Annotated in this window: 10 protein-coding genes and 1 pseudogene; 9 read left to right on the top strand and 2 right to left on the bottom strand. The window is 67.5% G+C overall.

Translation table 11 applies throughout. The features are described 5' to 3' along the window. Positions 1–232 precede the first annotated feature (232 nt). The 9 genes and pseudogenes from NMN56_RS30775 to NMN56_RS30740 all read left to right on the top strand — a co-directional run bounded on the left by NMN56_RS30775 (position 233) and on the right by NMN56_RS30740 (position 14,998). On the top strand, positions 233–3,226 hold the full coding sequence (locus NMN56_RS30775; protein WP_274046983.1) for a DUF6603 domain-containing protein: 2,994 nt from the start codon (positions 233–235) through the stop codon (positions 3,224–3,226). A gap of 17 nt (positions 3,227–3,243) precedes the next feature. After that, on the top strand, positions 3,244–5,658 hold the full coding sequence (locus NMN56_RS30770) for a hypothetical protein (RefSeq protein WP_274046982.1): 2,415 nt from the start codon (positions 3,244–3,246) through the stop codon (positions 5,656–5,658). An 8-nt stretch (positions 5,659–5,666) separates the two neighbouring features. Then, positions 5,667–9,170 carry a hypothetical protein gene (locus tag NMN56_RS30765; RefSeq protein ID WP_274046981.1) on the top strand — a complete coding sequence of 1,168 codons (3,504 nt, stop codon included), beginning with the start codon at positions 5,667–5,669 and terminating at the stop codon, positions 9,168–9,170. Positions 9,171–9,208: 38 nt separating this feature from the next. Further along, entirely contained in the window at positions 9,209–10,402 is a 1,194-nt protein-coding gene (locus NMN56_RS30760; RefSeq protein WP_274046980.1) for a hypothetical protein, read from the top strand. Between the two features lie 216 nt (positions 10,403–10,618). Further along, positions 10,619–11,359 (top strand): hypothetical protein, encoded by a 741-nt coding sequence (locus tag NMN56_RS30755; protein WP_274046979.1) that lies wholly within the window; start codon positions 10,619–10,621, stop codon positions 11,357–11,359. 10 nt (positions 11,360–11,369) lie between these two features. Then, positions 11,370–12,413, top strand: a complete 1,044-nt coding sequence (locus NMN56_RS30750) for a hypothetical protein (RefSeq protein ID WP_274046977.1) — start codon at positions 11,370–11,372, stop codon at positions 12,411–12,413. Positions 12,414–12,547: 134 nt separating this feature from the next. Further along, complete coding sequence (locus NMN56_RS30745; protein ID WP_274046976.1) at positions 12,548–14,086, top strand: right-handed parallel beta-helix repeat-containing protein; 1,539 nt, start codon at positions 12,548–12,550, stop codon at positions 14,084–14,086. Positions 14,087–14,482: 396 nt separating this feature from the next. After that, a pseudogene (locus NMN56_RS43120) lies at positions 14,483–14,683 on the top strand (helix-turn-helix domain-containing protein); the annotation flags it as partial. Positions 14,684–14,851: 168 nt separating this feature from the next. Next, complete coding sequence (locus tag NMN56_RS30740) at positions 14,852–14,998, top strand: hypothetical protein (protein WP_280842922.1); 147 nt, start codon at positions 14,852–14,854, stop codon at positions 14,996–14,998. A gap of 576 nt (positions 14,999–15,574) precedes the next feature. On the opposite strand, the gene NMN56_RS30735 is transcribed toward NMN56_RS30740, so the two are convergent. Both NMN56_RS30735 and NMN56_RS30730 read right to left on the bottom strand, forming a co-directional pair. Then, positions 15,575–16,378, bottom strand: coding sequence for an SPDY domain-containing protein (locus tag NMN56_RS30735; protein WP_274046974.1), 804 nt, complete (start codon positions 16,376–16,378; stop codon positions 15,575–15,577). 47 nt (positions 16,379–16,425) lie between these two features. Next, complete coding sequence (locus NMN56_RS30730; protein ID WP_274046973.1) at positions 16,426–16,734, bottom strand: DUF317 domain-containing protein; 309 nt, start codon at positions 16,732–16,734, stop codon at positions 16,426–16,428. Positions 16,735–16,848 lie beyond the last annotated feature (114 nt).

Genomic DNA, 16,848 nt, shown 5'->3' with positions numbered 1-16,848 from the left:
GCCAGTTTCTCTACATGCCGTACTCCGACACGCCTGGGCCCGTCACCCGTGTGCCTCGAAATATTCACCAACAGGGGTTCTGCCGTCGCGCTCCCTTGAATTTGGTCACTAATCTGCAATAAGTGACTCCAGGGGGAGCCCCTCGGCATGACGATCCCTTCCTCTGCCCTCAGCTTTCCTTTCCTCGTTCCCCCCCCCGAGGCCGGTCTCGGCATGGACAGATTGGTGCCCGATGTCTGCAGATGGCGTACAAGGCGCAATGCAAAAAGGGGAGGGCAAGTCACTGTCCGACCTCGCCAAGCAGGTGGACGGGCTGTTCTTGCCGAGCGACTGGGATTTTCATCTACAGGACGTCTTCGTCAAGACGATCGACGGCTCGGGCTCTGAGGACAAAGGGGGGTGGGTGGGAACAGCAGCCCTCAAGCGGTCAGATGCTCAAGCGGCGCGTCTGTCGCAGATGTACATCATCGGTGTGCCGATGAAGGAGGGAGAAAAGGACGTCTGGCGCCATGTGGTCGTGGTGGATGTCGATGTGAACTTCAGCCTCAAAGAAGTTCCGGTCGTGGGCCAGGTTTTGAAGCAGGTGACCATCAAGCATGTCAATCTGCTGTGCAACCGAGTGATCCTCACGGAGCAGTCATCCAAGAAGCTCAACGAGCTCCTCAAGAAAGCCGGCGTGACCAAGTTCGCCTTGCCTGTGCCGAAGTTCACCCAATTTGACGACGATATCGCCGTCGGTGCGCACCTGCTGGTGACCTACGGGATCGGGACGGCAGAGCAGCCGGCCTTGAGCGTGGATCTGCCGAAGGGAGGCGAACAGCGGGACCTGGTGGTCGGCTCGGGGGGCGGGGCGGCAGCGGGCGGCTCGTCGTGGGGAAGCCTGAGCAAGGTCGCCAAAGGGGTGCGGCGTATCAATTTCGCCTATGTGCCGGCTGTGCCGACAGCCAAGGGCAGCACGCCGGCTCGGCCGGGGCGGATCGTCGTGAGCTTGGACGCGGCGGGCGAGCTGGGGCCGTTGACGCTGGAATTCAAGGGTGCCGGGGTGGTCTGCCCCGTGGATACCTTCAAGCCCTCGGCGACCCTCAGCGGAGTCGGCGTCAGTTTCTTGTGGGGGACGGCGGAGCTGGGGATCCGGGTCGCCGGCGGGCTGGTACTCAATCCGCTGGCGTGGGCCGACGACCATCTGGTGCAGCTGGACGGTGCGGTGATGGTGTACCTGCCCGCCATCGCGGCGACCGTGGCGGGGTCCTACCGGCAGATGAAGGGGCAGGACGACCCCTCCGTGTTCTTGTTCGGTGAACTGGACTTCAGTCAGATGGTGGGGGGCGGGTTCGGGCCGCCGTGCTTCACGGTGCGGCGGGTGATGCTGGGCGGTGGCTACAACAGTGAGGTGCGGCTACCGAAGCCCGATGAGGTGGAGAAGTTCCCGCTGGTGGCGGGGCTGACGGACGAGACCGCTGTGGGCAAGGACCCGACCCCGCTGCAGGTGCTGGACAAACTGACGAGCGGCGATACGCCGTGGATCACACCGAAGGCCCAGAACTTCTGGGCGGCCGGCGGCCTGGAGTTCGAGACCTTCAAGATCTTGGCCAAGGTCTTGCTGCTGGTGGAGTTCGGCAACGACTGGTCCGTGTCCGTTTTGGGTCTGGTCACGCTCCAGTTGCCCCTGGACTCGAAGGATCCGGCAGCGAAACTCGTGGGCCAGCTTGCGGGTCAGCTCGAACACCGCTCGGTGAAGGTGCAGCAGAAGGATGCGGGCGGCAAGGACGTAGCGGTCGGTGACGAAGAGACGGTGCTCACCGCGTCGGTCGTGCTGGGTTCCAACTCGTATCTGTTCAGCGATGACGCCCGGTTGACGGGCGGGGTCGCGATGCGGGTGTGGACGCAGGGCCCTCATGCGGGCGATTTCGTGTTCACCCTCGGGGGGTATGCGCCGAGCTACAAAGTGCCCGACCACTACCCCAATGTGCCGCGCGTCGGGGTGACGTTCAACATCGGCCCGGTGACGATGCGCGCCGAGGTGTATTTCGCGTTCACGCCGCGTGCGGTGATGGCCGGCGGAAACCTGTCGATGGTCCAGAATCTCGGCTGGCTGCGGTGGTGGCTGAGTGTGCATGTGGACGGCTGGATCGGCTGGGACCCGTTTACGGCGTATCTGTCGTTGGGGGCATCGGTCGGTATCGCGGCGGACCTCAATATCGGGCCCGTGCATGTGCGCCCGTCGGTGGAGCTGGGGGTCGACCTCGCCTTGTGGTGGTGCCCGGACTTCGGTGGCCACTGGAGCGTCTCGCTGTGGTTCGCCTCCATCTCGGGAGATTTCGGCAGCGACCTGCAACAGAAGCTCCCGGTCGACTGGGACCAGTTCAAGCGCACGGTCCCCAAGCCGGTAATCCTGCCCCGCAGGAACACCGAGATTCCGGAAGAAGGCACGGCCGGCCCGTACAAGCCTGTCCCGGATAAGGACACCGCACCGATCGCGGGAGAGGAGGCGAACGGACAGGCCATCAACGGTTCCCAAAACGGTTTCACGTTCTCGGCCACCATCCAGGCCCCGGCCAAGGAGGTGTACGTGCGCCCGCCCACCGGGGAGCCCGTGCGCGAGGCCAAGATGACGGACGCGGTGCATATCCGGGAGATGAAACGCTCCGACGTCGCCTCACGGCTCGACGTGCAGTTCAGCTACCTGGCGCGCCAGGGGGAGCCGCTGCCAGCCGGCCACCCGGTCTTCCAGGACGCGTTCTGGGAGGCGTGGTCCTACAAACCAACCTATGCGAACCTCCCGTTCGCCAAATGGGGAGACCCGAAGGTGGAAGCGCCCAAGTCCACATCGGACTTGGTGCCCCACCAACTGACGGGCCTGGAGATCACTGTACCGGCGCCCACAGCGCGGTGTGCCGCGAGGCATGACAACCGCCCGCTGCAGGCGGACGCGGCCGACATCGAAATGGAGACCATCTACGCCTACGACGATGAGCGGGACGCCGGCATGCCGCTGACCGCGCAGGCGGCGGCCCAGGGCAGTGCCGCAGCGTTCTCGCCGGGAGCCGCCCATGTGGTCAAGGACGGGATCGCCTCCTCGCCAATCCAGCAGACGCGCGGCCAGTTGTTCGAGGCGTTGAAGGGGGCGGGCTGTCTGCGGACGTCGAAGAACGACGGACTCGACAGGTACGCACGTGAGGTGCTGGCCACCTTGACCGATGACCCGCTGCTGGAGGCAGCGGCCTGACCGAGCTCGGAGCTGTGATGTCGCAAGCCGCCATGTCGCTGGTCGGCACCCCGTTGAGCGTGTCGTTCTACGACAGCTATGTGCCCCAGATCCCGCCCGGGGAGTACACCGTCCGCACCACCCACACCCTGGACGGCAAGCAGCTCGACCCTACCGATCAGACCTTCACCATCGCTGCTCCCCGATTCCTTGTCGGCCAGGATCTGGTCGAGGCGGTGTATCCGGCGCAGGGAGCGCTGGGGGACTACCAACTGGTGGCCCCGCACATCACGCTCAACCGCGAGCTGCTGCCGTGGTCGCGCCCGTTGACCGTGAGCGGCAGCGAACTGGGCGAGCCCTGGATGACGCTGCTGCTGCTGCGCGAGGAGGAAATCCTGCGCAGCGCACCCGCGACGGCCAAGGAGGCGCTGCAGGCCACGTCGGAGGTCGCCGTGCCGGCGCTGGGGGACATCGGGGCCGAGGCGCAGACGATTTCCTGCCAGACGATCGAGATCAGCGTGGAGACCTTCGACCGGGTCGCCCCCCGGCGCCCGGAGCTGCCCTACCTGGTGCACGCCCGGGAGGTGGACGAAAAGCTGCCGCACCATCTGGGGCTGTTCCGCGAGGACGGCGAGCGGATGCGCACGGGGAAGTTCGCGGTCGCCTTCACCTCCCGTCTGCCGCGGCTGAGCGGCCGCTACCAGGCGCACTTGGTGTCACTGGAGGGCTGCGAGAGCTACTTCCAGAGCGCGGGCCGCCCTGCGCGGCTGCGGCTGTTCTCGCTGTACTCCTGGTCCTTCGAACAGGTCACGGGCGGCCGTAGCGGGTTCACGGCCCGAATGCGGCACCTGGCGGCGCCCGCCGCTCCCAAGGGCGAGCACGCCGCGGCCCTGGGGCTGCGACTTGCGCCGACGAGCCCGACGCCCCCCGGTGACCTGGGCCGGCACGTCACCGACCGCCTGGGATGGGGCTATACCCCGATCAGTTACCACACCCTGGGCGCCGAAGACACCTTCGCCTGGTACCGGGGCCCGTTTGTGCCTGCCCCCGCGTTGAAGGCGCCGTGGGCGGATGCGACAGGCACGCTTCGGCATCTGGAGCGTCCTGACAGCGCATTGATCTACCTCAAACGCTATGGCATCTATGACCTGAGCTACGCGGCCGCCTGGACGCTGGGCCGTCTGCTGGCCCTTTCGACCGGCGATGTGTCGGCTCCCTTGCTGCGGGCCCGCAACGCGGCCTGGCGGGCCCTGCACCTGAGTGCGGCTGATGCCACCAGCCCCTTCACCCGGTGCGGGCCGAGCGCACAGGACCATTCGGAGGCCGAGCCGCTGAGCGGGCTGGAGCTGGTGGACCACCTGATGGCTACTCACCTTCCCGACCTGCTGGCAGGTCTGCCCACGCCGCCGGGTGACGCCGACCGGCCCGCCCCGGAACCGGTCGTGGCCGCGGCGCCCTGCCACGAGCACGATGAGCGGCCCTGTGCACCGCGGCCGGCCCTGTCGGCCGCGGTGCAGCAGGCCGCCGCTGACCCTGGCATCCGCCGCCGAATCCGCCGGGCCATCGCGCCCCACGTGCACGTCCCGGCCCCCACCGGCGCCCCCGACACGGCCCCGGAGGCCCCAGGAGCAGGAGCGGCCCAAGACGTCTACCGGGACGCCCCGTTCCTGTCCGCGGCCCACCTCGACGCCTGGACGCTGCTGTGCGCGGTGCCCTTCCACTACCTGGTCCCCGATGCCCGCGCCCTGCCCGAGGAGAGTCTGCGCTTCTTCTACCTCGACCCCGCCTGGCTCCAGGCTCTGGTCGACGGCGCCGTCAGCGTGGGGGTGGCCACCACCCTGGACAGCGTGATCACCGCCGAGCTGCGGGAGGCGGTGGCCGCCACCACCGACGTCCTGCCCTGCGGGATGCTGCTGCGCACCCAGTTGACCCTCGACATCCCCAACCTCTTGATCACGGCGACCCGCAAGGGCGAGACGGTGACCACGTTCCGGCGCAAGATGGGCAGCGGCGTGTGGTTGCTGCTGTTCGCCGACGTCCCGGACAAGATCGTGTTCGCGGAGCCCTACCACGGCCTGCACTTCGGCCTCGATGAGTCCAACGAGGGCGCTGCCGCTACCTGCCAGATCAACTTGCGGGCCCTGAAGGACGGCAACGCGGGGCACCGCGTCGGCACCAACCTGGGCCGGCAACTCAAGGACGTCCAGCGGTTCCTGCGGCCGGTGCCCGACGGGACACCCGACGTGCTGTGCCTGCTGTCGGCCAAGGACTCGCCCAAGGCCCCCACGCGCGGCGAGGAGCCGGCGGCCGGCGGTCTGGTGGCCGCCCTGGCCCAGGCCCTGGCGGACGCCGGCCAGTTCGACATCGCCCAGCGCCGCCTGCTCTCGCCGGCCGAGTTCGCCCTGCAGTGCGTCGACGGCCCGCAGACGATGACCTTCAGCTACCCGAGGTGACCTCCCCCATGTCTTCCCAGCCTCTCCTGGTGCCCATCCAGGTCGACGCCCTTGTGGTGACCAGCGATGCGCTGGCCGCGGGGCACTTCAAGCGCTGGCGCCCCGACTTCCGAAACCTCATCGACCACCAGGACCCCGAAGACGCCGTTCTGGAAGACTTCACCAATCCGAAGTGGCACTGCGGCATGTACCTGCACTGGCGGCTTCCGGAAAGCCTGTGCGAGGGCAAGCAGCAGCCGGATGGCTCACTGGCCTTCCCCAAGATCCCCAACAGGTGGCTCGTCATCCGCACCAGCGGGGAAAACGCCGCCGCCCGCACCGTCAGCGGCGCCTGGGTCGTCGAGAGCGACTACCTCGACAGCCAACACCCCGACCCGGTGGACGGCATGAATGAGGGCACCTCGCCCTACCTGCTGACCCGCATCAACGGCCGTGACATCTCCCCGCCCCAAAAGGACTCCCTGGGCTCGCGCACCGTCGGCATCGACCCGAGCGACTGGAAGGAGCGCGACCCCGACGGCGAGCTGTTCCTCGACATCCTCGGCCCCGGCCTGCCGACCTTCTCCGCCTTCCAGCCCTACAACGAAAACGTGCTGTCCTTCCACGACAGCAGCGCGGACTGGCCCAGCGACAACGTGCAAAACCCCGACGAAAAGTGGACGCTCAGCTACTGCGTCCTGGGCTGGTACTCCAACGCCGCCTACGACCCCGCCCGCGCCAAGGACGCCAAGCAAGCGCTGGAATCCCTGCGCTGGAAGCTGCAGCAGCCTGACGCCGCGGGGGCCGGCTCCGTCTACTACGGCACGGTCTTGGCCCTGAACGGATCGGGAGCCGGCGAGGCCGTCAACAGGCCCAGCGCCGCAAGCGTGAACATCGCCATCGGCAGCAACGTCGATGACGCGTGGAGCGCGCTGCCTCCCACCGACAGCCCCAAGGCCGGACCCGGCGAGCGCGGCACCGCTGGCGAGCGCCGCCACCAGGCCCTGGCCGCCCTGCTGGCTGGCACCTGCGAATACCTCAACACGCCCGACGGGCCCGTCAAGACCGCCTTCGCCCAGCACGCCGCCGGGTTCGGCGCCGCGCCGACCAGCCCGCAGTGGTCCCTGACCGATCCGCGCACCCCGGGCCCAACCCAAACCCCCGACGCCCAGCCGCCCAGCACCGATGACCTGGCCGACCTCAACCACCGGCAAGCACAGCTACGGCAAGCGGACGCCGCGCTGGCCCAGGCCCGCCAGCGCCTGGCCGACCTCTGGCGGCTGAAAGGCATCAGCCAGATCCAGGGCGAGACCGAGAACGCCAAGGCCCTGGAGGCGCAGTTGCGACACGCTCTGGAGGACGCCACCCGTCAGCGCGACGCCGCCGCCACGCTCCGCCAAGACGTCGCCCGCCAGCAGGCCAGCGTGCAGCAGACCGCCCAGGCCGCCGGCCTTTCGCTCACCTCGTCCCCCGCGGCCCCCTACGAGCACCCCCAAGACCCGACCATCCTCCTCCAGGGCCCCGGCATCGACCAGCCCCTGGTCCCCGAGGGCCCGCTGTCTTGCCGCCTGCCCGATGAGCTGGTCACCGTCCTGCCCGGCCTGCCCGTCACCGATCGCGTCGATCCCCCCTACACCGACCTGTTGCCCGAACATCTGCGCAGCCTCGCCGCCAAGGCCTTCGCCGAGTTCACCGCCCTCGACCAGGCCGCCCACCACCCAGTCCCCGACCAGGACGCCGTCAGCCTCCTGCAGCACCTGCTGACCGCCCCCGAGCACAACCCCACCGCCCAAGCCCTCTCCCCCCACACCCGGGCCTGGAAACCGCCCTGGTCCCCCCTGCTCCTGGAATGGAAGGGCCGCTGCGCCCCCATCCCCTACACCTCGACCGAGCACAAGCCGCTGTGGAGCTTCAACGGCACGCACTACGCCTGGAACGGCAGCGGCGACCACGCCCCCGGCACCCTCGGCGGGCGCCTTTCCCTGACTCCCCTGCCCGGATTCGTCGCCTCCCGCAAGACCGACCACATCGCCCGCAACCGCTCCGAGGACATCACGCCCGCCTACCGACGCTTCTCCGACACCGCCAACCGCTCCGACATGCTCTCCCAGAGCCTGCAGGGCCTCAACGCCTGGTTCCTCCAGCGCAGCCCCATGCCCTACTACCTGCCCTCACCCGACAACACCGACGAGACCGACCGGGCCGTCGCCCAGCAGTTGACCGAGACCACGCCCGGCACCTCCACCGCCCGTACGGTGCGCCTGCCCCAGCCCGCGGCCGATCCCGCCCGCTCCGGCTTCCAGCCCGTCCGGGCCGGCCAGATCTACCTGGAGGAAGTCACCCTCATCGACCGCTTCGGCCAAACCGCCTCCCTCATGCTGGACCAGACGAGGGTCTACACCAACAGCCCGCCCGCTTCGGACAAAGTCGTCAAGGACATGACGTCCTTCCGCAGCAAAGTCGTCCAACTGCCCCCGCGGCTGCTCCACCCGGCCCGCCTGTGCATCGATGCCGTCGACCCCGACGACGACCGCAACCTCGCCCCGGACGTCCCTGACATCGCGCCCACCCTCGCCGGCTGGATCCTGCCCAACCGCCTGGACCACTCCCTGGTCCTGTACACCGGCACGGGCATGCCGTTGAGCGAATACCGCCACGGCGCCGACCCCGCCCAGGCCGCCCACCTGACCCTGCCCCTGCCCGCCGGCCGCACCCTCGACAGCAACACCACCCTGGACAAGGTCCACGCCTTCCTCGACGGCCTGAGTACCACCGCCCTTGAGGACCTGATCACCCTCATCGATGCCGGGCTGACCACCACCTCCCGCACCGACCAGGACACCGCCGCTCTCGCCCTCCTGGCCGGCCGCCCCCTCGCCCTGCTCCGCCTGCGTCTGGCCATCGAACTCGACGGCCCGCCGCCCGGCCCCGCTGTCCCCGGCACGACCCCCAGCGACACCCTCACCGCCCAGTGGCCGCTGCGGCTGGGCGCCGCCGACCTGACCGAAGACGGCCTCATCGGCTACTTCCTCGATGACCACTACGACCAACTGCGCACCCCCCACCCGGTTCCTGCCGAGTGCGCGGTTCTGAAGCATCTGCCCGCCGACGATCCGGATCTGACCGTGCCCTGCGTCGCCAGTCCGCTGCCCGCGACCACCGGGCGCTTCGTCACCGTCCTGGTCGACCCCTGGCAAAAGCTCCACGCCGTCACCGACATCCTGCCGACGGGGTTCTACCGCATCCCCGAGCTCGCCGTGCGCACCGGTCTGGACGCCCTGAGCATCCCCTTCTCCACCGATCCCCTGCTCACCCCGCCCGACCCCGACCAGAACACCATCCGCATGCCCAAGCCCAGCGCCTTCACCGGGCAATGGCAATGGGCCCAGCGCGCCTCCGCCACCCAGTGGAGCAGCCGGCCCAACCTCACACCCCCGACCGCCGACGCAGCCTTCCCGCCCGACCCCGCTCAGGCCCGCGCCGGCTTCCTGCAGCTCCTGGAAGCCTTCACCCGCCACTCACCTCCCTCCTGACCCCCAGCACAGCGCCCCGCCCAGGACAGAAGGCCGACATGTACACACTCGTTCAGTCCGATTCGGGCTTCAGTATCGGCGTCACGACGACCCCCAACCCGCTCCAAGCCAAAGAGGCCACGGGCCTGAGCACGGGCGACATCGAAATCCGCGTCATGCCCACTACCCCCAGCGCCCAGTGCGACAGCATCCGCATCACCATCCCCTGCGGAAACACCCCGGAGGACCTGACCGAACGAGGCGAGAAGAACGACTTCCAGCGCAGCGTCAGCCTGCTGCACGGCAGCGCACGCTGGACAGCGAGCCTCCCGGCCCTGAGCCCGGACAAGAAAACGAGCAGCTTCACGGTCCGCGCGGACAAGGACAAGGACAATACCCTCACCGCGGCCGACCCGCTGTGCATCAAACTCTCCAAGCTGCAGATCAACGAAAAGGTCGGCACCACCTGGGTCGAAGTCGCCATCAACAAAAACGCCGCCGTGCGCCGGGAGCTGACCAAGGCGCCCCCCGGATTTGAGTTCCACAGCCTTGAGGCCAAACCCCAACTCGTCGACAACGGAAAGTCCACCCACCTGAGCTGGCACCTGAACAAGCCGGCCAAACTCGACCTGGACTGGGTCGGCTTCGACGAGCAGGGCTACGCCCACGAAGGCACCCGCACGATCACCGACGGCTCCCAGGGAGTCGTCCTCACCACCGACACCGAAGCCCTGCACAATCACTCGTTCTTCCGGCTCACTGCCGAAGTCGGCGACAGCGCAGGCCACACGAAGGTCCACTGTTCCCTGAGCACCATGGTCTTCGTCAACCGAGGCACTTTCCAGACCGGTCCGCTCATCGTCACCGGTACCACGAAAGTCATGGGCCAAGTCCAACTGCTCGTAGGCGACATCAAGAAGACGAGCGGAGACCCGCACGCCTTCAAGACCTACACCCCTGACACTGACGGCATCGTATGCGCCAGCCTCACAGGCAACGGAAAGCCCGCACAGATCACTTTCACGGTCAACGATGCCCCCTCGGACAAGTCCGTGCCCGACCTCAACGACCCTCCCGGCAAGGGCCTGGAAGCCCGTCGGGTCACCCTCAGCAGCGCCGGAGACTGGAACTACACCGAATTCTTCGTCGCGGCGGGCAACTACTTCACCATCGGAGGGGTAGCGGAACGGAATTCAGGAGTCAGCATCCGCTGGATTCCCCTGGGCGCCGGCAGCATCACCCCGTCTGGCTGACGCATCACAGACCGCCCCGGACAGCAACCATTGCGCCGAGGGCTGATCACGCGCTCATGAGCACCGGTGGCCGCAGCCGCAGATACCCCAGACCCGCCGCAGCGCAACGTTGTCCGGGCCGCCCGAAAGCCATCAACGGCGCCCACAGCCACCACCTCCAGCCCGCAACTCGCACGTATGCACCTCCCTTCCGACTGCCCCAGAAAGGCCCCCGTTATGACCATCTCCGGGCCCGACGGACTCTCCGATGTCAGCGTCGCCTTCTACCTCCCCCACCTCCGCGACACCGCACCCGCACAAGACGCCGAACTCGGGCAAGCCTTCTTCCTCACCACCCAGGCCACCGTCTACATCCGCACCCTGAAGAACACCACCCCCACCCCCACCTGGGACACCAGCCACTACGGGCCCAAATCGCACCCCGTCAACCCCCTGTGGTCGGGCTACGGCGACTACCTGACAAAGGACAAGGCCACAGTCGCCGCCATCGTGAAGCGCAACCTGCCCTACTTCATCCAGAACGGCTCCAGCGGACACACCGTCCTGGCCCCCAACAAGAACGCCAAGCCCTACGACCCCCAGGACGAGAAGAACAAGAGCGGCTGGTACAAGCTCGAACCTCGCCCCGACCAGCCGCTCAGCAGCCTGCTCACCGACCTGCCCACAGCAGCACAGCAGTTCACCGCCGCCACCTCACTCATCGAACCCAGCCGCGCCCTCGCCGTCGTCTTCGCCGGCAACAAGTACTGGCTCACCGACACCGACACCAGCACCAGCCCCCTGACCGCCGAACCCAAGACCCTCACCCTCGATGTCCGCACCGCCATGGCCATCGACAGCAAAACCATCATGCTCCTCGACAGCGCCCACACCTGGTACACCGTCACCCCGCACGCCGAGGAAGACGAACAGACCGGGGCAACCGACTGGGACACCTTCCAGCTCAAGACCAGCTAAGGGAATCGCCATGAGCAAGCTCACCATGTACACGCCGTCGCCGTTCCGCATCCGGACCATCGACACCAGCACGAACGCCCTGTTCTGGCACACCAGCAGCACAGGAGGCAGCGTGACGTCCGACGCCCGCCTCCTGCTGGATACCCCCCGGTCGCTGGTCTACCGCACCACCGGCACCCCCAGCATCGATGAGTTCGATGTCAGCAACCCCAAGAGCCCCACCACGACCCAACTAAATACCAACAAGAGGGTGAACCTGCTGTGTGCGGCTCTCGCCGGCGGCTTCGGACAGCCCTCCCACGTCGACCAGCGCCTGTATGCCGGTGGCAGTGACGGATTCATTTACACCTTCCCCTTGGACTCCAGCGGCAAGACCCGCAAAACCACCTCCGACCCCGCCCCCTACGAAGTCCTCGAAGCGCACGGCAGGCCCATCATTGACCTCACCATCACCGCCGACGGAACCCACGCCTTCGCCATCGTCCAAAGCTACGACGGCAAAGCCGCCGCCGTCACCAAAGACCTCAAGCCCATGCCCCACGAACCACACTACTTCGCCGACCGCCCCCAATGGGACACCATCCCCAACCCCCGCCATATCAATCTCACCCCCGACGGACACTACCTCGTCGTCACCGGCGACGAGAATTCAGAAAAATGCACCATCATCGACCCAACGAAAACCGAATCCCGTGAATACTGGCTCCGTTACGGTGTTGGGAAGGGTGGGACACTGTACCTTGACAACTATGCCGCTTACTTTTCCTTCAAGAGCATGTTCCATAACATCGCTTTCGCTGACGGGCTAGCGAACCGGGGATTCGATGCGAACCCACCGACTGAAAGCAATTTCGTCGCGGCCGGGGCCGGGTCCATTTTGTACACTAAGCTTTCCACCAAGGAAGTGGCGGGATGGCCATATCTGCATTGTCGCCTCGCCAATTTTCGCGGAGGTGGAGAAGTGGATATCCTCTGGAGCGGCAGCAAATTTCTGCCTGGCGACCATTGCGAGGACATGTTCAACGGAGTCGGCTTGATTGCCGAAGGTAGCTGAGGTATCGACAGAGCCGACGGTGACACAAAGCGCGCAGACCTGCCCTTTGGACAGGTGAATACTTAGAACTCCCACCGGAATACCTTCAGACGTCGGCAGCAGACGAGTGCACAATCGAGGATGGAGAACGCGTCGTGGATGTCAACGCACGACCCAGCGCTACGTTCCGGGCCACGCTCGTACGTGCCCTTCTGCTCGCCGCCGTCCTGGCCGCAGCCGCCGCCCCCGTGACGACCGCCGCCCCCGGCGCCACCTACTACCTCGACTGCCAGAACGGTGACGACACCGCGACCGGCACCTCACCCACCGCCCCCTGGCGCACCCTCGCCCAGGCCAGCGCCCACACCTACGCCCCCGGTGAGCGCCTCCTCCTCAAGCGGGGTACGGAGTGCGAAGGCGTGCTCGCGCCCAAGGGAAAGGGAGCGGACGGGGCCCCCGTCCAGATCGATGCCTACGGGAGCACGAGCGAGAGCAAGCCGCACATCGATGGCGGGGGCGCCCGCGCCGCGCTTCTCCTCGCCAATACCGAACAGTGGGAGATCCGCAACCTCGACCTTTCCAACACCGGCCCTGACACCAAAACCGACCGCCGCGCGGGCCTCTACGTCGAGCTCACCGACTACGGCGTCGCCCACCACTTCGTCGTCGAGGACATCGATGTCCACGACGTCTACGGGGCCGACTTCAAGGACCCGGACCCGAGCGGAGGGATCCTCTTCACCGTGAAGGGGTCCAAGACCCCCACCCGGTTCGACGACCTGCGCGTCAGCCACTCCACCGTCCGCCACGTCGACCGGAGCGGCATCGCCACCTCCTCCACCTGGAAGCGCGGGAAGGGCTCTGCCGGAACCGAACACATGCAGTCCACCGGAGTCGTGTTCACGCACAACAAGGTGTACGACGTCGGAGGCGACGGCATCGTCGTGCAGAAGTCGCGCGGCGCTCTCGTCGAGCACAACTACGTCAACGGATTCAACATGCGGTCGGCCGACTACAACGCCGGCGTCTGGGCCTGGGACTCAGATGACGTCCTGTATCAGTACAACGAGGTCACCGGGGGCCACGGAACGATGGACTCCATGGCATACGACATCGACGGCGGCAATAACCGCAACGTCTACCGGTACAACTACAGCCACGACAACGAGGGCGGATTCCTGCTCGTCTGCAACGCCGCGGACATGGTGAGCGACGGCAATCGCGTCCACGACAACATCAGCATCAACGACCGGAACACGGCCTCGTCCTACGGCGTGATCTCCATCGTGTGCGGCGCTTCCACCGATACGCGCGTCTACCGCAACACCGTCGTCACCAACCGGTCCGACACCGCGCTCGTCCGCAATGACAACAACCGCACCGGCGTCACTTTCGAGGACAACGTGTTCGTGGGTGCGGCCGGCCAGGACTCCCCCATCCGCGACACCGTCAGCACCTACCGCAACAACCTCTACTGGCACACCGATCAGCCCCGTGATCCCGCTGGCGTCCGCGCCGACCCGCTGCTCAGGTCCGCCGAGCCGACCGCCCCGGACGACGTACGCCTCAAGGGCGGTTCACCCGCACGCGGGGCCGGGTCCGTGAAAGGAGGCGGGGACGACGGGACCGCGTACGACTACTTCGGAAACCATATTCCGGACCCGCCCAACATCGGAGCGGATCAGTCGAGGTGAGGGGAGAAAGCCTGCAGCAGGGCCTGGTCACGTGAGTCTTTTGGCAGGTGTGCTGGGGTGCTGGTGTCCGTGGCGAAGCGTCGGTGGCATGTCGGCAGGCGCGGGCGGTGAGCAGACGGCGGCCGGGCTCAAAGTGCGGTGAGGCCCTGGAGAAGGAATCGAGGAATCGGGGCCGTGCCGCAGAGCGGAAGCCAACGCCTGCCAGAGACGGCTGTTCCGCCCGCCGGACTTCCTTTGGCCTTGCGAGCACTGCACTGCACGGCCGCCGACCAGCCCACAGACTCCGTCTGCGTGACCCGACAGGAGAAAACACATCGTCGCACAGTCGCAGCGAAGAAGGCCCCGGGCTTGCTTGAGTTCTAGTGGCTGTCGCAACACCCCAGCTCAAGGGGTGCGATGGACTTCGAGGTCAGAGAGAATCGGGGCCCTGGGGGCCGGGGTTCTGTGACGCGTGAGCGGGAGGTATATCTCCAGCTCATGAGTCAGGGACACAGCAGCGCCGCAGCGTGCCGGATCCTGGGCATCAACGTGCGGACCGGCAAGCGCTGGCGCAACGGCTGGCACTCGCCGCCGTGGGGGAAGCCGAAGCCTCCGATCTCCAGGGCAGACGAGGAAAGCAGACGCCCCTTCTTTTCGCAGGCGATGAGCCCAAGGCACCCTTCGCGCCGGTGCAGACCACGGCACGGTCGCCGCACGCCTGCGGCCGGTGGCCGTCAATCCAGACAGCCGCCCAGACCGGGCGTGGCGGGGGCGTGTGACGGCGACGTGACCAGGCGGACCACGCCACCGATGGGCGAGCACTGGCGCCTGTCGGCGGCCGACGGAACCTGGACAACGACCACCCTGAGCGACACCGCAGGCGCCAGAATCGTGGTCATCATGAACGCTGGCATCGTCGGCGTCGTCTTCTGACCTATCGCATTCGCCCACCTCCTCACGCAGTGGCGCGACCGTCCGGAGCGGCAAGACCGCCGATAGCGCCCCCGCAAGAAGACAGCCGTGACGCGCAGACAACTCACCGATGAGCCTCCCAGGACGCCAAAGCCACGAGAGGCAGTCCGATCCCCCCACAGGAGCCACACCCCACGAGAAAACGGCTTTCAACAGCGTGAGCCAAGGCCCCAAGCAATCGTGCAGCGCTACCCGACACCTGGCCGTAGACACACGAGGACGGGACCGCAACCGACCAGCGAGGGCGCGCTGCTGCAACATCAGTCCGAGCGCTTGCTGGAGCCCGCACCCTGCAGAGTGAGGTCGCCGACCCCTTCGGCTATGAGAAGAACGATCGGACCAGATACCCGGCTGGCTCCGCAAGCCTCTCGCGCCCGTACCTGCCAGCCGCCCTGGGAATTGATCTTGATCAGCCGGGGAACGATCACCGTCGACGAGCTCTATTGTTGCAGGCCAGCGAATTGTGTCGGTTGGCCTGGTTCGTCGGTGGGCGACGCAGCCGGGCGGTGACCGGAGGGGCCCGGCTCGCGCATCCGGTCACCTGTGGTGGCGGGGCTGGGAGTTGGCCGGAGCGCTGGCTGCCGCAGAAGGTGTGGTGGGCGCCGAGGGGCCCGGTGCGGCGGGGGCGGTGGTGCGGCTGCGGGCGGCAGCCGCCCGGAAGGCGGTCGTGCGGGCAGGCGCTTCGGTGACCGTCACGCTTGGGTGGAGGGGATGGGCGTCGGTTCGCGGGACGGGGGCCGGGTCGGCGAGGCGGGCGGCGGTGGCGGTGACCAGGTGGGTGGGGGTGTGGGTGGTGAAGGCGGCATACCAGTCGTAGCTGTGGCCTAGGTCGCGGCCTGCGGAGAGGAGCCAGGGCTCGTAGTCGGGATCGAGGGGCTGGCCGGGCATGGTGTCGAAGCTGATGTTGGCGAGGTGGTCGGGGGAGGTGAAGGCGATCTCCCATGCGCTTTCGTGGCGGCGCCAGCCGGCATCGGCCAGGGGACGCAGCACGTCATCGGACTTGGGTCGTCGCCCGCCCGGCCAGGGGCTGGCGTCCTGGGCGAGGGCGGTGGTGAAGGCGGCGACGATTTCGGGCGGTGTGTTGTCGGTGAAGGTGGCTTGCCAGGTGGGCGGGGTGTAGCGGTCGGGGCCTTCGCTGATCTTCCACTGGACCTGGGTGAGCCCGCGCGGCATGTAGTCGACCTGGTGGTGTTGTGCGGGAGAGGTGAGGCGGGCGTTGCCGAGCGCGTCGTACTCGTGGCGGAAGCCCGCGTCCAGGAGGGGGCGGAGCGCGGGTTCGGCGGAGCCTTCCCCGGCGAGGTAGACGGGCGAGACGTGCACGGTGGTGTCGGGGTCGGGCATGGTGGAACTCCTCACGGAGAGCGTTGGGTTGGCGGCGGGCTCGCTGCTCAGCGCTTTCGGGTGGGGCGTGGGGGTGTGACGGCCGGTGCGGGCGGCTGGGGACTCTGAGTTGCGTGCGGTCGTACGGCGGAAGGCCGGCTGCGGGCCTGGGCCGCCGCCGCGCGGGCGGAGTGTTCGGCCGTGGCCGGTTGGAGGGTGACGAGCGCACGGTGCCGCTCGGGGACGCGGTACGCCTCACGTGGCACCGGGCTGGAATCCAGGACGGCGGAGGCCACGGCGGTCATCAGCGGCTGCGGGGTGTGCCCGGTGAACCGCGCGGTCCAGGTGGGCCGTTTGACCGGGTTGTTGAGAGGCATTCAAGATGCCAATGTCGCGGGCGGGTTTTGGGCGTTGAACATGCCGACAAGATCGGTTGCATGCCGGTGAGGTCGGGGTGTTCGTTGGCGGCGACACCTTGCCGATGAGGGCAT

It is taken from the genome of Streptomyces iconiensis (genome assembly GCF_028657195.3).
GTDB lineage: Bacteria > Actinomycetota > Actinomycetes > Streptomycetales > Streptomycetaceae > Streptomyces > Streptomyces iconiensis.
Note: the sequence above shows the minus strand (reverse complement) of the source record. Positions and strands in the feature narration are given on the sequence as shown.